Genomic DNA, 21,507 nt, shown 5'->3' with positions numbered 1-21,507 from the left:
CCTGTCTCGTGCTATCTCAACTGGGCACTGGGTCCTCAGCGCCAGACGGGCTCGAACTCTCTCACGTCCAGTCTCGTCGTTTCGGCCACGGTGTTCAAGATCACCCAGCCAGGATCAGTACGGATGCTCACCGGTGGCAACCGGGCGATCCCCGGCGTTAATCCAGGCCGAAAACGACCCGGGGTAGAGGGCAACGTCCATGCCGGCAATATATAGAGCCAGCACTTCCGCGCTCGCAGTGACACCCGAGCCACAATAAACACCCACTGCATGTTCCGGTGCGACGCCGCGGGAGGCGAAATGCTCACGGAGTTTCTGGGCAGGCAAAAAGCGCCCGGTCTCATCGGTCAGCTCAGATACGGGGGCTGAGACGGCTCCGGGGATGTGGCCGGCCACCGGATCGATGGGCTCTTCTTCACCGGTGTACCGACGGTAATCGCGGGCATCGAGCAACACCCCGTTGTCATCAGCTGCTAGTGCTTCGACTTCCTCGGTGCCAACAACCGGCATTTTGCCCCAGCTGATGTGGGCCTTACCGATCGCTGGTAGCGCTTCTCCGGCCTGCAGCGGCAGACCGGCCTCACGCCAAGCATGGAGGCCTCCATCGAGCACATAAACACGTTCCATACCCGCATAGCGGAGCAACCACCAGGCGCGGGGAGCAGAGGTCGAGGCCACATCGTCGTAGACCACCACAGTGTCGCCGTCATTGATGCCCAGCATACGCACTGCGTCCGTGAAGCGGGAAGCATCCGGTAGCGGGTGACGTCCCTCTGAGGGGGCGCCGTGCCCGGAGAGTTGCCCGGACATCGAGACGAACACAGCGCCGGGAATGTGCCCTTGTCGGTAGCGTTCATGGCCTTCACCGGGTTCGGTTGCCGACCAGCGCACATCGAGAATCACCAGGTGCCCGGCCTGCGGGGCTTGGTCGGTAGCAACAAATCCTTCCGGTTGTGTTCCGGGGTCCTCTTGAACGTGTTGCTCGTCGTCGTGGCGTAACCAGTACGACAGCACCTGATCTGCGATCAGCGCGGCGGGGCGCTGTTCGGTGGCAGTATGGCCTAAAGATGTCATCGAGTCCACGCGTGTTCGCCTTCGGCTAGGAGATTCAGCTCAATGCCGTAGCGTTCAGCAAAGGCCTGAACCTGTTTGTCGTAAATGGTGTGGCCGTTGTCTGACAACAGTCCGTCATGGATCGGCACCGCTTGGCGGGGCCGAACGCTAATCATGAAGTCTAAGGTATCTTCCAACGACGCCCAGGGCGCGTTAATCGGTAGGCACAGCGTATCGATCTCGACCCCGGCGGGAACAATGAAGCTATCACCGGGGTGATATACCGACCCGTTGAGCACGTAGCCGATGTTGTCGATTTGGGGGATCTGGGGGTGAATGATCTCGTGCTGGCCACCCACGGCTTGCACGTGAAAGCCAGGTAAATCTAGCTCGTCTCCGGCAGCGATCACTTTAAGTCGGTGTTCGGAAATATCGCGCTTTTCGGTTGCAACGCGGTGTGAGAGTCGTTCTATCACCGTTTCGGGCGCGTAGAGCCGGACCGAATAATGCCCGGCCAGCAACTGTACGACGAGCTCATCATCAACATGATCGGGATGTTCGTGGGTGATGAAAATGGTCTCCGCTCCAGCAGCTGCGGTGATCACATCGGTGAAACCACCGGGGTCAATCACGGTGCGGTGATCGGTGCTATCCAGGCGAACACACGAGTGCCCAAACTTTGTGAGTTTCATGTCGGACTGGCGACTTTGAGCTGAAATGTCCACGCTCCTACACTAACTGTTACAGCCGTGTTTGTGCAGATGCCTGTCGAGGCACGACCCGCTGTCATTTCCCGGAATCATTCCTACTCACGGCCAATATTCACCGCCACCCTAAACCCGAGGTTGCATCGCCATGACAAATCAGCCGAAAACGCGTAATACCTGGCAGAAACAAGCCATCCAGGAGTTCCTCTCAGCAACCGACGATTTTGTTTCGGCTCAAGACATTCACCAGGGTTTATTGCGTCAAGATCAAAAAGTCTCGCTGGCGACCGTCTACCGAGTCCTCCAGGCCCAGGTTGAAGCCGGAACCGTCGATCTGCTCACCAGTGATGACGGAGAGTCCTTCTACCGTCACTGCACTAGCCCTCAACACCACCATCACGTCGTGTGCACCCGGTGCAAAGCCACCGAAGAGTTTGAGGCTCCCGAATTGGAACAAGTTGCCGACGAGACCGCACGTCGGTTCGGATATCTCCCCCAGGATCACACCTTGGAAATATTCGGGTTGTGCCCGAACTGTCAGCGCGATCAGCTCGCGGGCCGAGAAAACCTCACTAACGAATCAGTACCCGAAACTTAGCGTTAGGAGTGGTCATTCTCGTCTGCTCTTTCTTGCCCGTGGCTGTCATTATCGGTATGAGGCAACGCCACGATCCCCTGGGAACTCAGCTCTTCGGTGAGATTGGCTGTATCATGCAGGGCACCCAATCCGTAGGCCGTTTCCAGGTTCTCGCGCGTGAGTACCTCGCTGGGAATGCCACAAGCCAGCACCTTTCCTTTGAGTAGCACCACATAATCGGCCACAGCGGCCTCATCGAGATCGTGCGTCGTCATCACCACGGAATGACCGTGTTTGGTCTCTTCGTGAATCACCTGGTCGATGACTTTCATCGAGCGGACGTCCAGTCCGGTCATCGGCTCATCGAGCACGAGAATCTCATGACCTTGGGCAATCCCCTGGGCCACATACACGCGCTGACGCTGACCGCCGGACAGTTCTTCCAGATGCTTTTTCTTCAGGTGAGTGATCTCCATGACCTCCATGGCCCGGTCCACGGCAACCCGGTCCTTCGCGGTGCTCAGACCAAACCAGCCGGTCTGGGGGTAGCGCCCCATGGACACCACGTCCTTGACCGTAATTGGGGTACCGGTCGGAAAGACCACCGACTGCATCACAAAGGAGACGTGTGGTCGCATTTTCTCAGGTGAGCGGCCCAGCACCGTTAGTTCACCGGCAGCCACCGGCAAAACACCGGCGATCGCCTGCAACAAGGTGGATTTACCAGACCCGTTTGGTCCTATCACCGCGGTAATGGCTCCGGCGGGTATGTGAAAACTCGACCGGTCCACGGCGACATACTGACCATAGGCCAGTTTGATGTCCCGGGCCTGGACAAGGAGTCGTTGGTCCGGCGCGGTCGAAGCGTGCGTTGTCGATGGTGAAATCATGCGTTCGGACCTTTGACGTGGGCCATGGTCGGTTGGGTGCTCGTCTGATTGGCCACCGGGTGTTGAGCTGCCAACAAAGCCGGCTCCGCCTCGGGAGCATCGGGGTCCTCGGGGCCGTACTCCGAACGCAACGCCCGGGAGCGGATCCGGCGAACGATATCTCGAATTGCTAGGACCACAAAGAACAATACGATGGGAACCATTGCCATCGTGGCAGAGGCAGCGGTGTCCGCGTGGTAGCTAATAATGAGTCCGGTAGCCACCGAGGTAACCCCAATGAGCACCGAGACCAGCATCATTTGGGGCACGCTACGGGTCAGCAACGCCGCAGTGGCTGCCGGTCCGACGAGGAGACCGAATACCAGCACCGTTCCCACCGCTTGGAAACTGCCGATCACAGCTCCGGCAATCATGATCAACAACAACCAGTGCGTCAGCTGTGGTCGCATTCCCAAGGACTTGGCTTTCAGCGGAGAGAAGCTCAACGCTAACAAGGGTCGATAAAGCATGAGGGACATCAGCACGACGACCACCAAGAATACTGACTGAGCGATAATGTCTTGGCGACTGACGCCCAAGGCATCACCAAACAGAATGGTGGTCAACGAGCCGGCGAAAGACTCGAGCGTAGAAATCATCACCACACCGAGGCCCAACATGCCGACAAATAACAACCCGATGGAGGTGTCCTCTTTCAAGCTGGTGGTGCGGTGGACCAGCTCCATGCCGGTGACCATCACCACCGCGGCAATCCCGGCCCCCAGGTAAGGTGAAAAACCGAAAATCACCGAGGCGGCAATGCCGGGAACGACGGCGTGGACGAACGCGTCGCCGAAGAAACTCATCCCGCGCAAGACCAGCCACACGCCAACCACGGCACTCATCACCGCAGCCAGCATGCCACCGATGAGAGCGCGTTGCTGGAATCCGAGCGCAAACGGGTCTAACAACCATTCCACGCCGTCGATCACCTCTCTTGAGTTACCACCTGAACACCGGCACGCAGTTGCGCGAGGAAGGCTACTGCTCGCCGTTCAATCCATCACGCAACTGTTCTGCGTTGTAGATCATGGCGTCCTGATAGGTAGATGCTTCCGAATCGGGCTCACCCAATCCACCTTCGTACAGGTGGATCAGCGGAACCTCGCCGTGGTCTTCAGCCAGTCCTTCCAACGTCGGATTGGGGCTAAGCTTATCGGTCACAGCGGCGTCGGCGTCTTCGTCTTCTAGCACCTGAGCAAGTTCACTCAATGCAGCGCTGGAAGGCTCCGCGTCGGTGGAACCACCAGGAATCACGATACCGCGAATCTCGAAACCATACGCATCAGCAAAGTACTGGTAGGCTGCGTGGTCGGTGACCAAGGAGGGCTCGTCAGTCTCGATCTCGTCGAGGATATCGCGAACCTCTTGATCGGTTTCCTCAAGGTCAGCCTTAACATCGCTGGCGCAACTGGTGTACTGCTCGGCCAGCTCCTGATCGTCAGTGTGCTCAGCCAGCTGATCACCGATCAGCTCGGCTGCGGTAGCCATCCGAGATACGTCCATCCACACGTGCGGATCTTCATCACCATGGTCATGGTCGTGATCATGGCCATGCTCTTCATCACCATGATCATGGTCGTGATCATGGCCATGCTCTTCATCACCATGATCATGGTCGTGATCATGGTCGTGCTCTTCATCACCATGGCCATGTTCGTGATCATGGTCATGGTCTTCATCACCATGATCATGATCGTGGCCGTCATTGTGCACATGATCATCGCCGATCGGTAGTGGCTCGAGCTCTTCACCCACCTCGTAGATGTCAGCACCATCGGATTCCGCGTTGTCCAGAGAATCCTGCATAGCGGCTTCGAGGCCCAAGCCGACGGAAACCACCAGGTCTGCATCGACAACATCGGTGACCTGCTTGGAAGATAGCGAGAACTGGTGCGGGTCATCACCGGGGCCCATCAGGACCTGGGTTTCACCACCGGCGCAATCAGTAATTTGTGAGGTAATGGAACCAACCTGGGTCGTGGTAGCAACGACCGACAGTCCCTCTTTCTGTTCTCCTTGCCCGGCGTTGGCCTCAGAATCGGCGTTGTCGTTGGAGCAGGCACTCAACCCGAGAGCAGCAATAATACCCAGTGAGCCGAGGGCCATAGCAGCCCGGCGATGAGGCGAGCGCAGGTTAATGTGATCGCGACGCATATGCTGTGTCCTCCTGAAATCACGTCAATCTGACAAATAAAACAGTCCCCGCACCATCTTCATGGAGGGGTTCGTATCCAGTCGTGAACACACTATCATATTGAAAACAGTTCTCATTATCAGAAAACAACCCTCGTCAAGCCCTCAAGAGGACTGTGACGTGTCAGTGGCGGACGTGGGCTGAGTAGCGTCGTGAATTTCACCCACCAGCACTTCCAGGACGTCCTCAAGGAACAGCACACCGATGGTTTCTCCTTGCGGCGAAATCACGCGCGCGACGTGCGAACCGGTGCGCTGCATCACTTCCAGAGCATCTTCGATCTCTTCGCTGGCTGCCACATTCGACATCGATCGGATCTTTGATAGAGGTAGCGGGTCCTCGTAGCGGAATTCTGGGACGGTCATCACGTCTTTCAGGTGCAAGTAGCCGAGATAGGCTCCGTCGTTGGTGTCTTCAATCAGGAACCGAGAGAACCCGGTGTGGCGCACCGCGTCGTCGAAATCCTCCGCCGAGGAACCCAGGGGCAGGGTGATGACATCGTCCAAAGGAAGCATGACTTGTTCCGCGGTGTAGTCAGAGAATTCCAGGGCGCCCGAGAGTAAACCGGTGTTGTCGTCTAAGAGCCCGGAACGCGTGGATTCTTCAACGATGGATTGGACCTCTTCCAAGGTATAGGTCGAGTTGACCTCGTCTTGGGGTTCGACTTTGAACAATTTCAGCACGACATTGGCCGCAAAGTTCAAAAACAACACCAGCGGACGTAATACTTTGTCCAGGGCCACCAGCGGTACAGCAAGCACCAGAATCGCCCGATCGGCCAGGGTCACAGCCGCATTTTTGGGCACCATCTCACCAAAAGTCACGTGCAAGAAGGTCACGATCAACAACGCCAAGATAAAGGCGGTGGTATCGGCGACCGGATCAGGGAGTCCAGTAGCCTGCAGCGGAATACTAAACAGATGGTGGATAGCCGGTTCGGAGACATTGAGGATCAGCAGCGAACAAACCGTAATGCCCAGCTGACAGACCGCCAGAATGTGGGTGACGTGTTCCATCGCATACAGGGCGGTATTGGCCAGCTTTGACCCGTTTTCGGCCTTAGGTTCAATCTGCGAGCGCCGGGCACCCATGACCGCAAACTCACCGGACACAAAGAAAGCGTTGCCCAGCAAGAGAACAACGAGCCAGATGATACCTGAGACGTGCTCATCCATCGTTAGCTCTCACCCGCCTCTACGGAAGGAGCGCCTGACATTGAGGTACCCGTCTTCGTTTTAGAGGTATCCGGAACCGCCGGGATATATTTCAAACGGTCGACTCGGCGACCGTCCATTTTGATGACTTCTACAGTGCCGTCATCGAGGGTCACCTGATCCCCGATATCGGGCACACGCCCCAGGGCGGCCATGATGAACCCGCCAACGGTTTCATAGGCGCCGTTTTCGGGAACTTTTAATTCTGGAATCTGAGCCATCAATTCGTCGGGACGCAACAGTGCAGGGAAGAACCAGTGCCCCGATGCTGTCTGCAACACTCCCGGACGAATTTTGTCGTGTTCGTCCGAAACCTCTCCAACGATTTCTTCCACGAGGTCTTCTAGTGTCACGATACCGGCGGTGCCACCGTATTCATCAACGACGACAACCATCTGCAGACTCACCGCGCGCAATTCAGTCAACAGCGAATCGAGGTGCATGGTTTCTGGAACCCGAGCCAAATCGGTCATGATATCGGCAGCCACCATGTCACCGCGTTGGTCTTTGGGAACGGCGATTGCTTTCTTCACGTGCAACACGCCACGAATCGTGTCGGCAGAATCCTCAATCACCGGGAACCGAGAGACGCCGGTTCGCCGGGCAGCATCGATGACTTCCAACAGCGATTGGTCGACCTCCACAGTTTCAACTCTCATGCGCGGTGTCATCACATCGGCGGCGGTGCGGTCAGCGAAACGCAATGTGCGGTCCACAAAGAGCGCGGTGTCCCCGTCGAGTGTGCCCATCTCCGCGGAGCGACGAACCAAGGAGGAAAGTTCCTCGGGGGTCCGGGCCCCGGAAATCTCCTCTTCAGCTTCCAGCCCCAGGGTTTTGAGCACGCGGTTCGCAAAGCCGTTGAGTAGCAGAATCACCGGCTTGAAAATCGCGGTGAAAATCAGCTGTGCCCGAGCCACCGTGAGCCCGACATCCAGAGCCTTCGCGATCGACAGGTTCTTGGGGACCAGCTCTCCCATCAGCATCGACAGGATTGTCGCGATCACCATAGAGATCAGCAGCGAGACCGAGGAAGAGATCGCATCGGGTAGTCCCAAGGCCTGCATCGGGGTTTCCAAAATGGTGCCCAGCGCCGGTTCCATAACGTAACCGGTCAATAGCGTGGTCAACGTGATCCCCAGCTGACAACTCGACAACTGGGTGGAGAGTGACTTCAGGCATTTCAGCAGGGGAATGGCTTTGCGGTTGCCGTTATCGACCATGCGTTGCACGGTCGGAACATCCAAGGAAATCATGGAGAACTCCACGGACACAAAAAAGCCGTTACCACCGATCAGCAGTAAGCCAAGTCCGAAAAGTAACCATTCCATCAAAAATCACCGCCAGCCTTGTAGGACGGTGGTCACCGACAGGATCAAAGCATGAGGCACGCACGGCCAACTAGAAGGCTCCGATCCGCGGGCGGACTGCTGCGTTGCCCGGTGAGAGTTTTTACGCGGGGATCTATGCATGATAAGTACAGTATAAGCATTGATTCTGGTTGCGGTGGCCCTGCCCGCAACCAACAGGGCCACCAGCCGGGACTACCAAGATTGAGCCACTGCCCGTCCTTCTTCGTACCCGGAGGCCGACTGCACTCCAAAGACCGCGCGCTCGTGGAATTCTTCCAGTGTTGAGGCGCCGGCATAGGTCATCGAAGATCGCACACCCGAGGTGATCCTATCCAGCAGGTCCTCCACCGAAGGGTGGTCGGGATCAATGTACATTTTCGACCCGGAAATACCCTCTTCAAACAACGCTTTACGAGCGCGCTCGTAGGCGGAATCTTCCCGGGTGCGTGCCGAGACGGCCCGGGACGAGGCCATCCCGAAGTTTTCCTTATATTTACGCCCCGAGGAGTCCACTACGATGTCGCCCGGAGATTCGTAGGTACCTGAAAACCAGGAGCCGATCATGACCTGCGAGGCGCCAGCCGCCAAAGCAAGAGCCACATCACGGGGATGCTTTACTCCTCCATCGGCCCAGACCGAGGCCCCGCGAGCCCGCGCGGCTGCTGCACATTCCAGTACCGCCGAGAGCTGAGGACGCCCCACTGCGGTCATCATCCGGGTGGTGCACATCGCCCCGGGACCCACACCGACCTTAATAATGTCGGCCCCAGCATCGATCAGGTCATTGGTGCCATCTGCGGTGACAACGTTTCCGGCGACCAGGGGCACCTTCAGGTGCGAAACCTGGCTCAAGGCATCAAGCATTTTCTGTTGGTGACCATGTGCGGTGTCCACCACGAGACAATCAACACCGGATTCCACCAATGCTTCGGCCTTGCCTTTAACATCACCATTGACGCCGATGGCGGCAGCGACGTGAAGGCGTTGCTGATCGTCAACGCCCGGAGCGTAGAGGCTGGAGCGAAGTACACCGGACAGTGTCATCACCCCGACAAGCCGGTCCCCATCCAGGACCGGGGCGTAGTCGACCTGGGCTTGGTGCATCCGCTGATATAGCTCACTGAGAACGTCAGCGCGTTCCGCCATGGGAGTGCTAATGGCAGGAAGCTCGTCAGCGCCTAAGGTCATCACCGGTGCACGCATCAGTTCAGATACTGAGGTGAAGTGGTCAACACCTTCGACGTCGGTCACCAGCACCACACCACGGAAGGTCCGGCTCTCGGGGTCATCAATGACAGCAACGGCCGGATGATTGCGTTTGGCCGACAAATGCAGCACGTCCAACACCCGATCCTGCGGGGTGACCCACAATGGGGTCTCGAAGATCGGGTGGCGAGATTTGATCCAGGACGTCACTGAGGCAACCTCATCCAGGGGCAGATCCTGTGGGAGCACGCCGAGCCCGCCGCGCCGGGCAATCGTCTCCGCCATCCGCCGACCAGTGACCGCGTTCATATTCGCTGCCACCACCGGTATCTGCGAGCCCGTGCCGTCCTGGGCCGAGATATCAACAGCGGTCCGAGACGTAATCTCAGACCGGGAGGGAACAAGGAAAACATCTGAATAAGTCAGATCAGTCCGAGGTTGGGTTAAAAACTGCATACCTCTATCATGATCTACCGCACATCATCTCTCCACCTCACCACACCGATAATCCCTGGGGCGAGCACCACGTTTTTCAGCTGCCCCGGTTTATCCCGCTATTCGGGCCCGTGAAACCGCCATTGTCTAGAACTTGCGCTGTTGGCAAACAGCCTGACTTCTTCGTCGGACAGTACCTCCTGGCTGTGGCTTACGTGACGCGATCACAGCTATGATGAAAGAACGTGCTTTCGGCACGGTGTCGCGGACGATGACATGTCCGCAGGCACCTGCGCAGAGAGCTGAACAATACACGTGGCGGACTGTTTCTCAGCCACCCGTTGAGAGCGTCTCGCCCCAACACAAACTGACTACGGAAGAGGCTTTCACCGTGCCAGAACTGACATCGGCCCAGCTGTCAGAAGAATTCCCCGGCAATGAGTGGCTAGTGGCGGATATATACGAAAAGTACAAGGCCGATCGTTCATCTGTGGACCCCAAGTGGGCCGAGATCTTCGCTCGCCTTGAAGGAACTGCAGCAACACAGCAGAAACGGCATGGTGGTGACAGCGATAAGGGCACCTCACGCTCTGCTCAACCACAGCAGAAAAACGCGTCGACGAAGTCGAGCGCAACGTCAACGACCAAGAAGGAATCGAACTCTCAATCCTCCGCATCGTCGTCCTCTTCTTCGTCTTCGCCTTCCTCCTCAAAGTCTTCCGGCCCGAAGGTTCGTCGGGCTGAGGGCTCCAGCGAAAAGGCCATCCCGTCTGAGCCCCCGAAGTCCAAGCAGAAAAAGGACGAGGAGTCCCACCAGGGTGAGGACACGTGGACCCAGCTCAAAGGTGCCACCAAGGCCATTGCTTCCAACATGAACGCCTCGCTGTCGATGCCGACAGCGACCACCGTGCGCGATGTGCCGGTCAAGGCGCTCATTGATAACCGCGTGGTGATCAACAACAGCCTGAAGCGTGCACGCGGTGGCAAGGTCTCGTTCACCCACCTGATCGGGTATGCCGTCATCAAGGCCCTGGTCAAAAACCCGGGCATGAACACGCTGTACCGCGAAGAAGGCAATAAGAAGTACGCAGTCCAGCCCGCACACATCAATTTCGGCCTGGCCATCGACCTGCCCCAGAACGACGGGTCGCGCGTGCTGGTTCAGCCCAGCATCAAAAAGGTCGAGTCGATGAACTTCCGCGAGTTCTGGGAAGCTTATGAAGAGCTCGTCTCCAAGGCTCGCAACAACAAGCTCACGCTGGACGACCACTCCGGGACCACCGTCTCGCTAACCAACCCCGGTGGTATCGGAACCGTACACTCGGTGCCCCGCCTGTCGGAGGGTCAGGCCGCCATCATTGGTGTTGGCGCTCTGAACTACCCGGCGGCCTTCCAGGGCACCTCGCAGGAAGTGTTGTCGAGGTGGGCGGTGTCTAAGACCTTGACTTTGACCTCGACCTACGATCACCGTGTCATCCAGGGCGCTGCCTCTGGAGCCTTCCTCAACGACGTGCACCAGTACTTGCTGGGCGCTGATGGCTTCTACGACGAGATCTTCAAGACCTTGCGTATTCCGTACGAGCCAGTGCGTTGGAAGCCCGACGTGCAGGTCAACCCCGGTGACGAAATCGGCAAGGTCGCCCGCATCCAGCAGCTGATCGCCGCTTACCGGACCCGCGGTCACTTGATGGCCGATGTGGACCCGCTCGAGTACCGGATGCGCACCCACCCGGACTTGGACATTATCCAGCACGGACTGACGCTGTGGGATCTGGATCGTTCTTGGGCAACCGGAAATTTCGGTGGCAAAAGCTCGATGCTGTTACGCGATATTCTGGGCGTTTTGCGCGATGCTTATTGTCGCAATACCGGTGTGGAGTACATGCACATTGACTCCCCCGAAGAGCGTGAGTGGTTCCAGGACAAGCTGGAGCACCCCTACTCCAAGCCCAGTCGGGAAGAGCAGCTACACATTCTCAGCCGTCTTAACGCCGCCGAAGCGTTTGAAACCTTCTTGCAGACCAAATTCGTCGGCCAGAAGCGGTTCTCCTTGGAGGGCAGTGAGTCACTGATCGCTCTGTTGGACGCTGCCATCGGTGATGCCGCCGATGATGGTCTCGACGAGGTCGCTATTGCTATGGCGCACCGGGGCCGGTTGAACGTGCTAACCAATATCGCCGGTAAGACCTACACCCAGGTCTTCCGCGAGTTCACCGGCAATATCGATCCGGAAACCGTGCAGGGCTCTGGTGACGTGAAGTATCACCTCGGTACCGGAGGAACCTTCACCTCCTATAACGGCAACACCACCAAGGTGTCGCTGGCTGCTAACCCCTCCCACTTGGAGGCTGCTGACCCGGTACTGGAAGGTATCGTGCGCGCCAAGCAGGATCGTCTGGACCGCGGTTCTGACTCACCGACTTCCTACTCGGTGATGCCGATTTTGGTCCACGGTGACGCCGCAATGGCCGGCCAGGGCGTGGTGTACGAAACCTTCGCCCTCTCGCAATTGCGGGGATACCGTACGGGGGGTACCATCCACGTGGTCGTCAACAACCAGGTTGGTTTCACCACTCCTCCCTCCCAAGGACGTTCCTCCACCTACGCCACCGATGTGGCCAAGTCGGTCAACGCTCCGGTCTTCCACGTCAACGGTGACGATCCCGAATCCGTGGTGCACGTGGCCAAGCTGGCCTACGACTACCGCGAGCGGTTCCACAAGGACATTGTGATCGACCTGGTCAGCTACCGCCGTCGTGGTCACAACGAGGGTGACGACCCCTCGATGACTCAGCCGCGGATGTACAACCTGATCGAAAATAAGCGCTCGGTCCGTAAGCTCTACGTCGAGACGCTGGTCGGTCGTGGCGATATCACTCAGGAAGAAGCCGACTCGGCCATGCAGGACTATAAGGATCGTCTGGAGCGGGCCTTCGCCGAAATTGGCGAAGCCGAAACCTCCCCGATCCCGATCTTGGGTTCAGCGCACGGTTCTCACGAAACCAGCGAAGAATACGTTCCGGAAAAGACCGCTATTTCCGAAGAAGTGTTGCGCCGGATCGGAGAAGCCCACACGGAGTACCCCGAAGGATTCACCGTTCACAAGAAACTCAAGTCGATGCTGGAAAAGCGCGCGAAGATGTCGGTCGACGGCGACATCGACTGGGGCTTTGCCGAACTGCTGGCCTTCGGTTCTCTCCTCATGGAAGGTACACCGGTGCGCGTGACCGGTCAGGACACCCGACGCGGTACATTCGTACAGCGCCATGCCGTGTTCTACGACCGCGAAACCAACGACGAATGGACCCCGCTGGCCAACCTGTCTGAGGACCAGGCGAAGTTCTGGATCTACAACTCGCCACTGAGCGAGTTTGCCTGCGTTGGTTTTGAATATGGCTACTCCGTGGAGCGTCCCGACGCGCTGGTGGCGTGGGAAGCCCAGTTCGGTGACTTCGCCAACGGTGCTCAAACCGTTGTGGATGAGTTCATCTCCTCGTCCGAACAGAAGTGGAGTCAGCACTCCTCCTTGGTGATGTTGCTACCACACGGCTACGAAGGACAGGGTCCTGACCACTCCTCGGCGCGTATCGAGCGCTACCTACAGCTGTGCGCACAGCACAACATGCGTGTGGTCCAGCCTTCCTTTGGTGCCAACCACTTCCACCTGTTACGTGAGCAGGCTTACTCCACGCCACGGCGTCCGCTGATCGTGTTCACCCCGAAGCAGCTACTACGTCGCCGTGAAGCCAGCTCGGAGATCGCCGACTTCACTCAGCACGGTTTCCGTCCGGTCATGGGAGACGACAAGATTGGCTCCAACGCCCAACGCGTTCTGCTGGTCTCGGGTCGTCTCTACTACGATCTGCTGGATCGTCGCACCAAGAACGAGGATTATTCCACCGCGATCGTCCGCGTCGAGCAGCTGTACCCGTTGCCGACCCAGGAGATCCAGGAAGAACTGAAGAAATATCCCGAGGCAAATCTCACCTGGGTTCAGGATGAGCCGGAGAACCAGGGGCCGTGGCCGTTCATGGCCGTCAACCTGGCCCCCGAACTGGATCGCGAGATTAACGTCATCTCCCGTCCAGCCTCAGCCTCCCCGGCAGCCGGCAGCAAGCCGCGGCACGATCAGGAGCTGGAAGAACTGCTCGACGAGGTCTTCGGAAAGTAAGTTCTCCTGCTGACCAGCTACGGCACGTGTCTCACCTTCCCATCACCGGGTTGATTGGGCCACGTGCCGTAGCTGTATCCCTTGCCGTGACCGTGGCCTGATTCGTAGCATCGAAGATATGCCCTCCATACCATCGTTGCCCGAGCTGACCCTGACACGACCGCTCGTTGTTGCCCCCATGGCTGGAGGCCCCAGCACTGCCCAGCTTGCCATCGCCGTGGCGGCAACAGGTGGGTTTCCGTTCCTGGCCGGTGGCTATCTCAGTGCCGAGGCGCTCAAAGCGCAAGTGGACGCCTACACCGAGGCCACCGATGCACCCGCTGGTGTGAACCTGTTCGTCCCCGACCCCGCGGCCCAAGAGATCGACGAAGACGTGTACCTCAAGTACCGCCACCAGATCATCTCGAAACTGAAGCTAGACCCACAACTCCTGCCAGAAGCGCCGATCTACTCCGATGACGCTTTCAATGACAAGCTCAACGTGACGCTGAGCTCCTCGATCCCGGTCATCTCCTTTACCTTTGGTTACCCGACAGCTCAGGTCATCGATCGTGTCCACCAGGCCAGGCGCTGGGTGGCGCTCAATGCCACCAGCTGTGCTGGTATTGATGCAGCTGTGCGCCACGGGGCCGACCTGCTCATCGTCCAAGGTCCTGATGCCGGTGGGCATCGGGCCAGTGTCCCCGATGCCGATCACTTCGACGCCTCACCCAGCACCGGCGAACTACTCGCTTATGCGGCCCGACACCACCGGGTGCCCGTTATCGCCGCAGGTGGGATCGCCGGCCCCCACGATGTGGCCGAATTATTGGCCGAAGGCGCAACAGCGGTTCAGGTTGGCACCTTATTCTTGGACGCAGTAGAAGCTGGCACCAAGCAGACCCACCGTCTCGGACTGCGCAACCTGATCGATCGCGATACCGTGATCACCCGGGCATTCACCGGCCGTCCAGCCCGGGCCATCCGCAACCAATTCACGGATGCTTTGTCTGATCAGGCCCCCGACCTATACCCGCAGTTGCACTATCTCACCTCAGGGATTCGCAAGCAGGCTGATCAGCAGCACAATCCCGAACACCTAAATCTCTGGGCAGGAACTGGTTTCCGCAACATTCAGCATCTGCCCGCTGCCGAAATTGTGGAACATTTGCTGAGCGCGTCCACGCTCGCTGACCATCCACAGCGGCTGGCCGGTTTGCGCTCATCAGGCTGATCACGCGGCACATAGCAGTGCTCATCGATTCTGCGCGAATCCGCGGTAGCGTTGAGACAATAACGGATTGAGACAGAAAGATACCAACAGCATGGAATTTCGGCAGATACGACTGGCCTCAGTGGGTGGAGAACACCTCGCCGGGCTGGGCGATCCACGTGCCATGGGGTGGTTGGGCAGAGTTCTCGCCAAGAGTCATCACCCCGACGTTTTGGTAGAAAGCTACGTCCTGGCCGCCCCCCAAGAGCCCATCGAGGCGATGTCCTATCGTTGGGAAGAAGAAGCACTACCCCGGTTCAGCAACGACACTGAAAACCGGTTGCTCATCGCGTTGAATAGTTCCGACACGAAGTATGTGCCTACCTCGGCACGAGCTCGGCTGAACTTGGCCAACATCATCGATAAAGCGACTCAACAAGGCCTCGAGGTATTTGTTGTTGGTCCCTTGCCCGGTCTGGATCAGGATGCCAACCAGAAGTTACGCGAACTTAACGCTGCCTACCGGAATGTGGCCCAGCGCCGCAACGTATTCTATGTTGATGTCTTTGAAGCATTGGTCGACCATAACCAGTACCAGCAGGATCTCGCATCAAACCAGGGTCTGCCCGGCCAGTCTGCCTACGGGCTGGTGGCGTGGCTGGTGCTACACCGGGGGTGGTATCGCTGGATGAATCTACCCGAGAACCTCGGATCGCAATCCTAATCGCGTCAAAGCGCAACAGGCACGGGTGCTAAAATTTACCAAGAATTCATTCACCACCGTCTTGAGGCGCTAGAAAGGAGTTGCGCCATGGGTAAGCGTGGTCGTAAGCGCAAGGATCGTCGCAAGAATAAGGCCAATGGCGGAAAACGCCCTAATGCTGGCTAACGTGGCGTGAGGCCACACAAGATTTTCCCGAAGGTGGACGAATTTTTTCGTCCACCTTCGTTGTATTTCGAAGGGTTAGTGTGAACTTTCTGCCCGAATCTCACTGATACGCACCATGATTTTCGACTTCAGCGAATCCGGGGCCTTTTCAGTACAGGACCGACGGACCACCGAGCGAATAATGCATTCCAAGTCATATTCTGCACTACACTCTTCGCACTCATTCAGGTGCCCCTGTACATCTTCAATATCACTGTGGGAGAGCACCCCATCAAGATACTCATAAATTCGTTGGATACGGGAATCGGAAGGATTACCACTCTCCCGGCAGCCTGTCACATTGCAGTGTGCATCGTCTGGTGTCTGCCCCATGAGCGAACCTTCCTCCTTACTTTTTCGTCTTCTGTTTCGTTTGGTCTTCCACTGCTGCTCGGATCCCCCGGTCCGCGGCATAGTCCGTAAGCCGTTCCCGCAACATTTTCCGACCCCGGTGCAGTCGCGACATCACCGTTCCAATGGGAACATCGAGGATCTCAGAAATTTCCTTATAGGCAAATCCCTCAACATCGGCGAAATACACCGCCAGCCGGAACTCTTCCGGAATCTCTTGCAGAGCTTTTTTCACATCAGCATCCGGCAACCGATCCAGGGCCTCTGTCTCCGCCGACCGCAACCCTGTTGAGGAGTGCTCGGCGGCTTGGACCATATGCCAGTCCTCGACGTCCTCGGTGCCCGATTCCTGAGGCGAACGCTGACGCTTGCGGTACAAGTTGATGTAGGTATTGGTCAGAATCCGGTACAACCAGGCCCGCAAATTCGTGCCCGGCTTGTACTGGTGGAACGAGGAAAATGCCTTGGTAAAGGCTTCCTGGACGAGATCTTCAGCATCGGCGGGATTCCGTGTCATGCGCAAGGCGCCAGCATAAAGCTGGTCCACGTACTGCATGGCGTCCCGCTCGAAGCGTTCTTTGCGCTGTTCGAGAGACTCGGTTTTCGGATCGATGCGGTCGGTGTCTGGCGAGGAGTCTGCGGACGGGGCAGGATCTGTCGTACTCATTACAGCCCAGTCTAAGCGCTGTTGAGTCCGTCCCGTGCCATGTGGCCGTGCCGGTGTCTTCGCTACTGCCGTTGGCATCGAGCTCCTCCTCCACATTCTCTGTCCGTCAGGTCCGATACGCCCAGCGAGCGGTGACCGACACTGTTCTACTAACCCGTATAGCTCTCCGGCGGTCTCAGATATTCCTCAGCATTCGGTTCGCTATGCCACAGTCGCTAGGCTAGAACCTAGTTCATCAGACGTCACCGGCTGAAACGAGATATCGTTCGTGTCCTCACCTTCCCTTGCTGATCATCCCGCCGACAAGCTCTGGCAGGCCCCCCACGCCAGGGGCCCCGTACGGGCCACCGTAGAGATCCCCGGCTCCAAATCACTAAGCAATCGCTATCTGGTGCTAGCGGCTCTGGCTAAGGCCCCGAGCGAATTGACCGGGGTACTCGACTCCCGCGATACCGCGCTGATGAGGGACGCCTTGGAAGCCCTGGGTGCAACCATCACCCCCGGCGATGCACCGGGAAGCTATCGCATCACCCCACTGAAACCCGGCACCCACTTCGCGGAACCGCTCACCATTGAGGTGGGCCTGGCCGGGACGGTGATGCGCTTTATTCCCCCTGTTGCCGCCCTGATGCAGGCTGAGGTCCACTGCGTGGGTGACCCCGAAGCCAGTGCCCGCCCGATGGGCCCCTTGCTGGAGGGGCTGCGTCAGGCCGGAGTGCGCATCACCGCAGAGACTACCCCGGTGGCTCATCTGCCTTTCACGGTCTACGGCACCGGCTCCGTGCCCGGCGGCACTGTTTGTATCGACGCGAGCGGTTCCTCCCAGTTTGTATCCGGTCTTTTGCTCTGCGCGGCCCACTACGAGCGCGGACTGTCGATCCGTCACACCGGGTCCAGGGTTCCCAGCCCAGAACACGTTGGCATGACTCTCAAGGTCCTCGCCGAGGTCGGCGTCGAGACCGCGTCCCCGGAGCCCGGGCACTGGATCGTCTCCCCTGGCCCCATCCGAGCCCGCAACACCGCGGTCGAGCCCGACCTGTCTAACGCTGGCGTGTACTTGGCCGCCGCGGTGATCACCGGTGGAAGGGTCTCCATCCCCCACTGGCCCCGGGAGACCACCCAGATTGGTGACCGGTGGCAGCAGATCCTGCCACGGTTCGGCGCCGATGTGCAGTGGGCTCCAAACCCCGAGGATGACGCCTCTGGCACCCTGACAGTCACCGGTCAAACAGATTCGACTGGGAAACCGATCATCCTCGGTGCCGGGGAAATTGCCGGCGCCGCCGAGTTGGTGCCGACCATTGCGGCCCTAGCCCTTGTCGCAGATTCCGAGACCGCACTGACCGGGATCGGTCATTTGCGCGGCCACGAAACCGACCGATTGCACGCCATCGTCACCGAGGCCACGAAACTCGGCGCCCGGGTTCATGCCACCGACACCGCCCTGTACTTCAGCCCGTCGGAGCAGTTGCGCCCGGCGACCTTGGATTCCTGGGCCGACCACCGGATGGCAACCTTCGGCGCGCTGGCCGGTTTGCACATCCCCGGGGTCAGCGTCCGTGATATCACCACCACCTCCAAAACCATGCCACGGTTCCCGCTGGCTTGGTCGGAGCTCTTCGGCCTCGAGGCCACGGCAGAGAGGACGATGGTACAAGGATGAGCCGGTTCACCATTGATTACTCCGATTTTGACGAGTCGTCGGCCCGCACTCGCCCATCCAAGCGGGGCTCCCGGCCGCGCACTAAGCAACGCCCTGAGCACCACGACGCCGCGTTGGGACGAGTCATCGCCGTAGATCGCGGTCGCTATACGGTCTACCTGCCCGCACAACAACCCGGAGGACGTTCCTCCACCCTGCATCAGCCACGTACTGTGGTCGCGATGCGCGCCAAAGAGATGCGCCGAACCGCGATCGTGGTCGGTGACCGGGTGGCTGTGGTCGGCGATCTCTCCGGGGCCGACGGAACCCTGGCCCGCATCGTGCGCCTAGCAGACCGCCAGAGCGTACTGCGCCGCTCGGCCGATGACTCCGACACCTATGAGCGCATCGTGGTCGCCAACGTGGATCTGCTCGTGATCGTCGTCGCCGCCGCTGATCCGGAACCGCGCACCGGTTTTATCGATCGCGCCCTGGTTGCAGCCTTTGATGCCGGCATTACACCCCTGTTGTGTGTAACCAAAACCGATGTGGCTTCTGCCCAACCCCTCGTCGACCACTACGCCGATGTTGATCTGGAGATCATTACCACCTCAGGGGATCCACACACTGCCGATCACACTGAGCTGAATGCCGAGGACGTCCACCGGCTCGCTGAGCGTCTCACCGGACACCGTAGCGCACTTGTGGGGCCCTCCGGCGTCGGCAAGTCCACCTTGCTCAACGCGCTGACCGGCGCTGACCGCGCCACCGGTCACATCAATCCCACCACCGGACGCGGCCGACACACCTCCTCCTCGGCGGTAGCGGTCCCATTGCGTGGCGAGCACACCGATGACACCGAACCGTCCTGGCTCATCGATACCCCCGGAATCCGTTCCTTTGGGCTCGGACTGGTCGATCCTGATGACGTGGTGGCCGGATTCCAGGAACTTCTGCCTGCTATTGCCGATTGCCCACGCGGGTGCACCCACCGTGAGCAAGCCCGCGAGTGTGCCCTGGATGACTGGGTGGACTCCGGTCACGCTGGAAGTTCTGGGCCGGCCCGGTTGGCCTCGTTGCGCCGATTACTCGCCAACCGTGTTTCCAGCCCCGGCGACGAGGTAGCAAGAGGGTAATCTAATGAGCATGGCACTCGACAACAGCTGGCAAGGCTACCGTGATGACCTGAATCTCGCGCTGACCATTGCCGATAGCGTAGACGCCGTCACGACCGCTCGCTTTCACGCTCAAGACCTTCAGGTCTCCACCAAGCCAGACCTCACCCCGGTCACCGATGCCGATCGAGCCGCCGAGCAGCACATTCGCAACCAGCTAGCCCGTGCCCGCCCCCGCGATGCGATCTTGGGTGAAGAATTCGGTACCGAGGGCAATTCCTCCCGACGCTGGATCATCGATCCGATCGACGGAACCAAGAACTTTGTGCGAGGGGTGCCCGTGTGGGCCACGCTCATCGCCCTGGTCGAAGACGGGATCCCTGTCGTTGGCGTCGTTTCGGCCCCGGCACTACACCGGCGCTGGTGGGCCGCTCAAGGAAGTGGTGCCTTCACCGGTCGGTCGCTGGCTCGAGCAACCCAGCTTCATGCCTCCAACGTGAGCGTGATTGATGACGCGTCGCTGTCTTTCTCCTCGCTGGAGGGCTGGCGCCACCGCGGTAATATTCGCGAATTTTTGGAATTGACCTCAACAGTCTGGCGGGTGCGGGCCTACGGGGATTTTTGGTCCTACATGCTCGTGGCCGAAGGCGCAGTCGACATCGCCTGCGAGCCAGAACTCGAACTCTACGACATGGCCGCGCTCGTGCCGATCGTGACCGAAGCCGGTGGTCGGTTCACCTCACTGGACGGAGAACCCGGACCCTACGGCGGACATGCACTGGCCACCAATGACCTGCTGCACGATGAGGTCCTGGAGCGTCTCAACCCCAGCCTGCGCGGACAACAACGAGCCCAATGACGAAAACTATCGGCACCAGGGTCCGAGCTCGACTACACCCCGCCGTCCTCTTGGCCGTGGGGCTAGCCGGTGTGACCGGAGCCGTGGTGCGCTGGCTGGTCACCGTGGTCTTCCCCAACCCCAGTCTCACCCCCGGTGGCCTGACCACAGTCCCCCATGGACTCGGGTTTTCCTCGACCATCTGGGAACTGATCGTCATTAACCTCATCGGATCTTTTCTCCTCGGCATCGTCAGCGGCAGGCTGGCGACCTCACCCCGAGTGCAACGCCAACACCTGCCCAGCTGGCTACCACCAGCACTCACCACCGGTTTTCTCGGGTCCTTCACCACTGTCTCCGCCATGATGGTCTCCTACACCACCGGAGTCTGGGTATTAGGCTCAGTCGTCGGGCCCTCACCTGCCACCACTGTTGTCATCGCGATGCTCAGTGGCGCGCTACTGCTAGCCGGTGTGCTCGTGGCCGGCACCGCAGTCGCGCTGTGGGGCTACCGGCTGGGTTCCCGCCACTGTGCTTCAAGGCCAAGTCACCCGGCGCCCAGCACAGAGGAGTCGGCGTGATCGCCATCGCGTTCGTGGTAGCCGCTTTTTTCGGAGCCGTTACCCGCTACGTGGCGGATGTTTTGCTTCCGCGCTACGGTATTTTGCTCGCTAACATCGCTGGGTCGGCCATCGCCGGTGTGGTCGGTGGTTTGATGCTCGGTTATGCGGATCTGGCCGAACAGGCCAGGCTGATTTGGATTACGGCGTTAGCAGGTTCGCTCACCACATTCTCCACGGTCTCCATGTCCACCGCCCACCACGTCATGGCTGGAAACCTTGGGCGAGCGGTTGGCACCTGGACTCTTCACATCGTCGCCAGTCTGGCCGTGGCCACTCTGGGATTCACCCTGGCTATCACGTCGTTTAGCTGATT

General features: G+C 59.0%; 20 protein-coding genes. 10 read left to right on the top strand and 10 right to left on the bottom strand.

Features of this window, described 5'->3' with window-relative positions:
* Positions 1–114 precede the first annotated feature (114 nt).
* Positions 115–1,074: a sulfurtransferase gene (locus DCC25_RS00915; protein ID WP_110098693.1), complete on the bottom strand. Its 960-nt coding sequence runs from the start codon at positions 1,072–1,074 to the stop codon at positions 115–117.
* Complete coding sequence (locus tag DCC25_RS00910) at positions 1,071–1,745, bottom strand: MBL fold metallo-hydrolase (protein WP_110100283.1); 675 nt, start codon at positions 1,743–1,745, stop codon at positions 1,071–1,073. The genes DCC25_RS00915 and DCC25_RS00910 overlap by 4 nt, the downstream gene beginning before the upstream one ends.
* A 163-nt stretch (positions 1,746–1,908) precedes the next feature.
* Here DCC25_RS00910 and DCC25_RS00905 point away from each other — a divergent pair, with 163 nt between their 5' ends.
* Positions 1,909–2,358 carry a Fur family transcriptional regulator gene (locus DCC25_RS00905; protein ID WP_110100282.1) on the top strand — a complete coding sequence of 150 codons (450 nt, stop codon included), beginning with the start codon at positions 1,909–1,911 and terminating at the stop codon, positions 2,356–2,358.
* Between the two features lie 2 nt (positions 2,359–2,360).
* Here DCC25_RS00905 and DCC25_RS00900 read toward each other — a convergent pair whose 3' ends face one another.
* From DCC25_RS00900 to DCC25_RS00875, 6 genes are all read right to left on the bottom strand, one after another.
* The gene (locus DCC25_RS00900) at positions 2,361–3,227 is read right to left on the bottom strand and encodes a metal ABC transporter ATP-binding protein (RefSeq protein WP_110100281.1); all 867 of its coding nucleotides are present in this window, start codon (positions 3,225–3,227) and stop codon (positions 2,361–2,363) included.
* Entirely contained in the window at positions 3,224–4,186 is a 963-nt protein-coding gene (locus DCC25_RS00895; RefSeq protein ID WP_110100404.1) for a metal ABC transporter permease, read from the bottom strand. The genes DCC25_RS00900 and DCC25_RS00895 overlap by 4 nt, the downstream gene beginning before the upstream one ends.
* Positions 4,187–4,247: 61 nt before the next feature.
* Positions 4,248–5,423 (bottom strand): metal ABC transporter substrate-binding protein, encoded by a 1,176-nt coding sequence (locus DCC25_RS00890; protein ID WP_110100280.1) that lies wholly within the window; start codon positions 5,421–5,423, stop codon positions 4,248–4,250.
* 144 nt (positions 5,424–5,567) lie between these two features.
* Positions 5,568–6,638 (bottom strand): hemolysin family protein, encoded by a 1,071-nt coding sequence (locus DCC25_RS00885; RefSeq protein ID WP_110100279.1) that lies wholly within the window; start codon positions 6,636–6,638, stop codon positions 5,568–5,570.
* A 2-nt stretch (positions 6,639–6,640) separates the two neighbouring features.
* Positions 6,641–8,005 (bottom strand): hemolysin family protein, encoded by a 1,365-nt coding sequence (locus tag DCC25_RS00880; protein ID WP_110100278.1) that lies wholly within the window; start codon positions 8,003–8,005, stop codon positions 6,641–6,643.
* Positions 8,006–8,218: 213 nt separating this feature from the next.
* The gene (locus DCC25_RS00875; RefSeq protein WP_110100277.1) at positions 8,219–9,688 is read right to left on the bottom strand and encodes a GuaB1 family IMP dehydrogenase-related protein; all 1,470 of its coding nucleotides are present in this window, start codon (positions 9,686–9,688) and stop codon (positions 8,219–8,221) included.
* A 370-nt stretch (positions 9,689–10,058) separates the two neighbouring features.
* Between DCC25_RS00875 and DCC25_RS00870 the strand changes: the two genes are divergently transcribed.
* From DCC25_RS00870 to DCC25_RS11845, 4 genes are all read left to right on the top strand, one after another.
* A complete protein-coding gene (locus DCC25_RS00870) occupies positions 10,059–13,838 on the top strand; it encodes a multifunctional oxoglutarate decarboxylase/oxoglutarate dehydrogenase thiamine pyrophosphate-binding subunit/dihydrolipoyllysine-residue succinyltransferase subunit (protein WP_110100276.1) in 3,780 nt (1,259 codons plus the stop codon).
* A 118-nt stretch (positions 13,839–13,956) separates the two neighbouring features.
* Entirely contained in the window at positions 13,957–15,051 is a 1,095-nt protein-coding gene (locus DCC25_RS00865; protein ID WP_110100275.1) for a nitronate monooxygenase family protein, read from the top strand.
* Between the two features lie 91 nt (positions 15,052–15,142).
* Complete coding sequence (locus tag DCC25_RS00860; protein WP_110098642.1) at positions 15,143–15,754, top strand: GDSL-type esterase/lipase family protein; 612 nt, start codon at positions 15,143–15,145, stop codon at positions 15,752–15,754.
* 87 nt (positions 15,755–15,841) lie between these two features.
* Complete coding sequence (locus DCC25_RS11845; RefSeq protein WP_369859877.1) at positions 15,842–15,919, top strand: 50S ribosomal protein bL37; 78 nt, start codon at positions 15,842–15,844, stop codon at positions 15,917–15,919.
* A 75-nt stretch (positions 15,920–15,994) separates the two neighbouring features.
* Here the strand turns inward: DCC25_RS11845 and rsrA are convergent, their stop codons facing one another.
* Both rsrA and DCC25_RS00850 read right to left on the bottom strand, forming a co-directional pair.
* A complete protein-coding gene (gene rsrA / locus DCC25_RS00855; protein WP_110098691.1) occupies positions 15,995–16,258 on the bottom strand; it encodes a mycothiol system anti-sigma-R factor in 264 nt (87 codons plus the stop codon).
* Positions 16,259–16,307: 49 nt separating this feature from the next.
* Entirely contained in the window at positions 16,308–16,976 is a 669-nt protein-coding gene (locus DCC25_RS00850) for a sigma-70 family RNA polymerase sigma factor (protein ID WP_233242779.1), read from the bottom strand.
* Between the two features lie 268 nt (positions 16,977–17,244).
* Between DCC25_RS00850 and aroA the strand changes: the two genes are divergently transcribed.
* Genes aroA through DCC25_RS11260 form a run of 5 tightly spaced genes read left to right on the top strand, consistent with a single transcriptional unit; the run spans position 17,245 to position 21,505 of the window.
* Positions 17,245–18,639 carry a 3-phosphoshikimate 1-carboxyvinyltransferase gene (gene aroA / locus DCC25_RS00845; RefSeq protein WP_110100273.1) on the top strand — a complete coding sequence of 465 codons (1,395 nt, stop codon included), beginning with the start codon at positions 17,245–17,247 and terminating at the stop codon, positions 18,637–18,639.
* Complete coding sequence (gene rsgA / locus DCC25_RS00840) at positions 18,636–19,754, top strand: ribosome small subunit-dependent GTPase A (RefSeq protein WP_110100272.1); 1,119 nt, start codon at positions 18,636–18,638, stop codon at positions 19,752–19,754. The genes aroA and rsgA overlap by 4 nt, the downstream gene beginning before the upstream one ends.
* A gap of 4 nt (positions 19,755–19,758) precedes the next feature.
* Complete coding sequence (gene hisN, locus DCC25_RS00835; RefSeq protein ID WP_233242778.1) at positions 19,759–20,592, top strand: histidinol-phosphatase; 834 nt, start codon at positions 19,759–19,761, stop codon at positions 20,590–20,592.
* Positions 20,589–21,152 (top strand): CrcB family protein, encoded by a 564-nt coding sequence (locus DCC25_RS00830; RefSeq protein WP_110098637.1) that lies wholly within the window; start codon positions 20,589–20,591, stop codon positions 21,150–21,152. The genes hisN and DCC25_RS00830 overlap by 4 nt, the downstream gene beginning before the upstream one ends.
* Positions 21,149–21,505 (top strand): CrcB family protein, encoded by a 357-nt coding sequence (locus tag DCC25_RS11260; protein WP_158278408.1) that lies wholly within the window; start codon positions 21,149–21,151, stop codon positions 21,503–21,505. Before DCC25_RS00830 ends, DCC25_RS11260 begins: the two co-directional genes overlap by 4 nt.
* The last annotated feature ends 2 nt before the right edge of the window (positions 21,506–21,507 follow it).

It is taken from the genome of Auritidibacter sp. NML120636 (assembly GCF_003185945.1).
Lineage (GTDB): Bacteria > Actinomycetota > Actinomycetes > Actinomycetales > Micrococcaceae > Auritidibacter > Auritidibacter ignavus.
Note: the sequence above shows the minus strand (reverse complement) of the source record. Positions and strands in the feature narration are given on the sequence as shown.

Excerpts from the sequence above, each read along its gene's own strand:
- DCC25_RS00915 (WP_110098693.1), bottom strand. The coding sequence starts at position 1,074 with ATGACATCTTTAGGCCATACTGCCACCGAACAGCGCCCCGCCGCGCTG.
- DCC25_RS00910 (WP_110100283.1), bottom strand. The coding sequence starts at position 1,745 with ATGAAACTCACAAAGTTTGGGCACTCGTGTGTTCGCCTGGATAGCACC.
- DCC25_RS00905 (WP_110100282.1), top strand. The coding sequence starts at position 1,909 with ATGACAAATCAGCCGAAAACGCGTAATACCTGGCAGAAACAAGCCATC.
- DCC25_RS00900 (WP_110100281.1), bottom strand. The coding sequence starts at position 3,227 with ATGATTTCACCATCGACAACGCACGCTTCGACCGCGCCGGACCAACGA.
- DCC25_RS00890 (WP_110100280.1), bottom strand. The coding sequence starts at position 5,423 with ATGCGTCGCGATCACATTAACCTGCGCTCGCCTCATCGCCGGGCTGCT.
- DCC25_RS00885 (WP_110100279.1), bottom strand. The coding sequence starts at position 6,638 with ATGGATGAGCACGTCTCAGGTATCATCTGGCTCGTTGTTCTCTTGCTG.
- DCC25_RS00880 (WP_110100278.1), bottom strand. The coding sequence starts at position 8,005 with ATGGAATGGTTACTTTTCGGACTTGGCTTACTGCTGATCGGTGGTAAC.
- DCC25_RS00875 (WP_110100277.1), bottom strand. The coding sequence starts at position 9,688 with ATGCAGTTTTTAACCCAACCTCGGACTGATCTGACTTATTCAGATGTT.
- DCC25_RS00865 (WP_110100275.1), top strand. The coding sequence starts at position 13,957 with ATGCCCTCCATACCATCGTTGCCCGAGCTGACCCTGACACGACCGCTC.
- DCC25_RS00860 (WP_110098642.1), top strand. The coding sequence starts at position 15,143 with ATGGAATTTCGGCAGATACGACTGGCCTCAGTGGGTGGAGAACACCTC.
- DCC25_RS11845 (WP_369859877.1), top strand. The coding sequence starts at position 15,842 with ATGGGTAAGCGTGGTCGTAAGCGCAAGGATCGTCGCAAGAATAAGGCC.
- DCC25_RS00850 (WP_233242779.1), bottom strand. The coding sequence starts at position 16,976 with ATGAGTACGACAGATCCTGCCCCGTCCGCAGACTCCTCGCCAGACACC.
- rsgA (WP_110100272.1), top strand. The coding sequence starts at position 18,636 with ATGAGCCGGTTCACCATTGATTACTCCGATTTTGACGAGTCGTCGGCC.
- hisN (WP_233242778.1), top strand. The coding sequence starts at position 19,759 with ATGAGCATGGCACTCGACAACAGCTGGCAAGGCTACCGTGATGACCTG.
- DCC25_RS00830 (WP_110098637.1), top strand. The coding sequence starts at position 20,589 with ATGACGAAAACTATCGGCACCAGGGTCCGAGCTCGACTACACCCCGCC.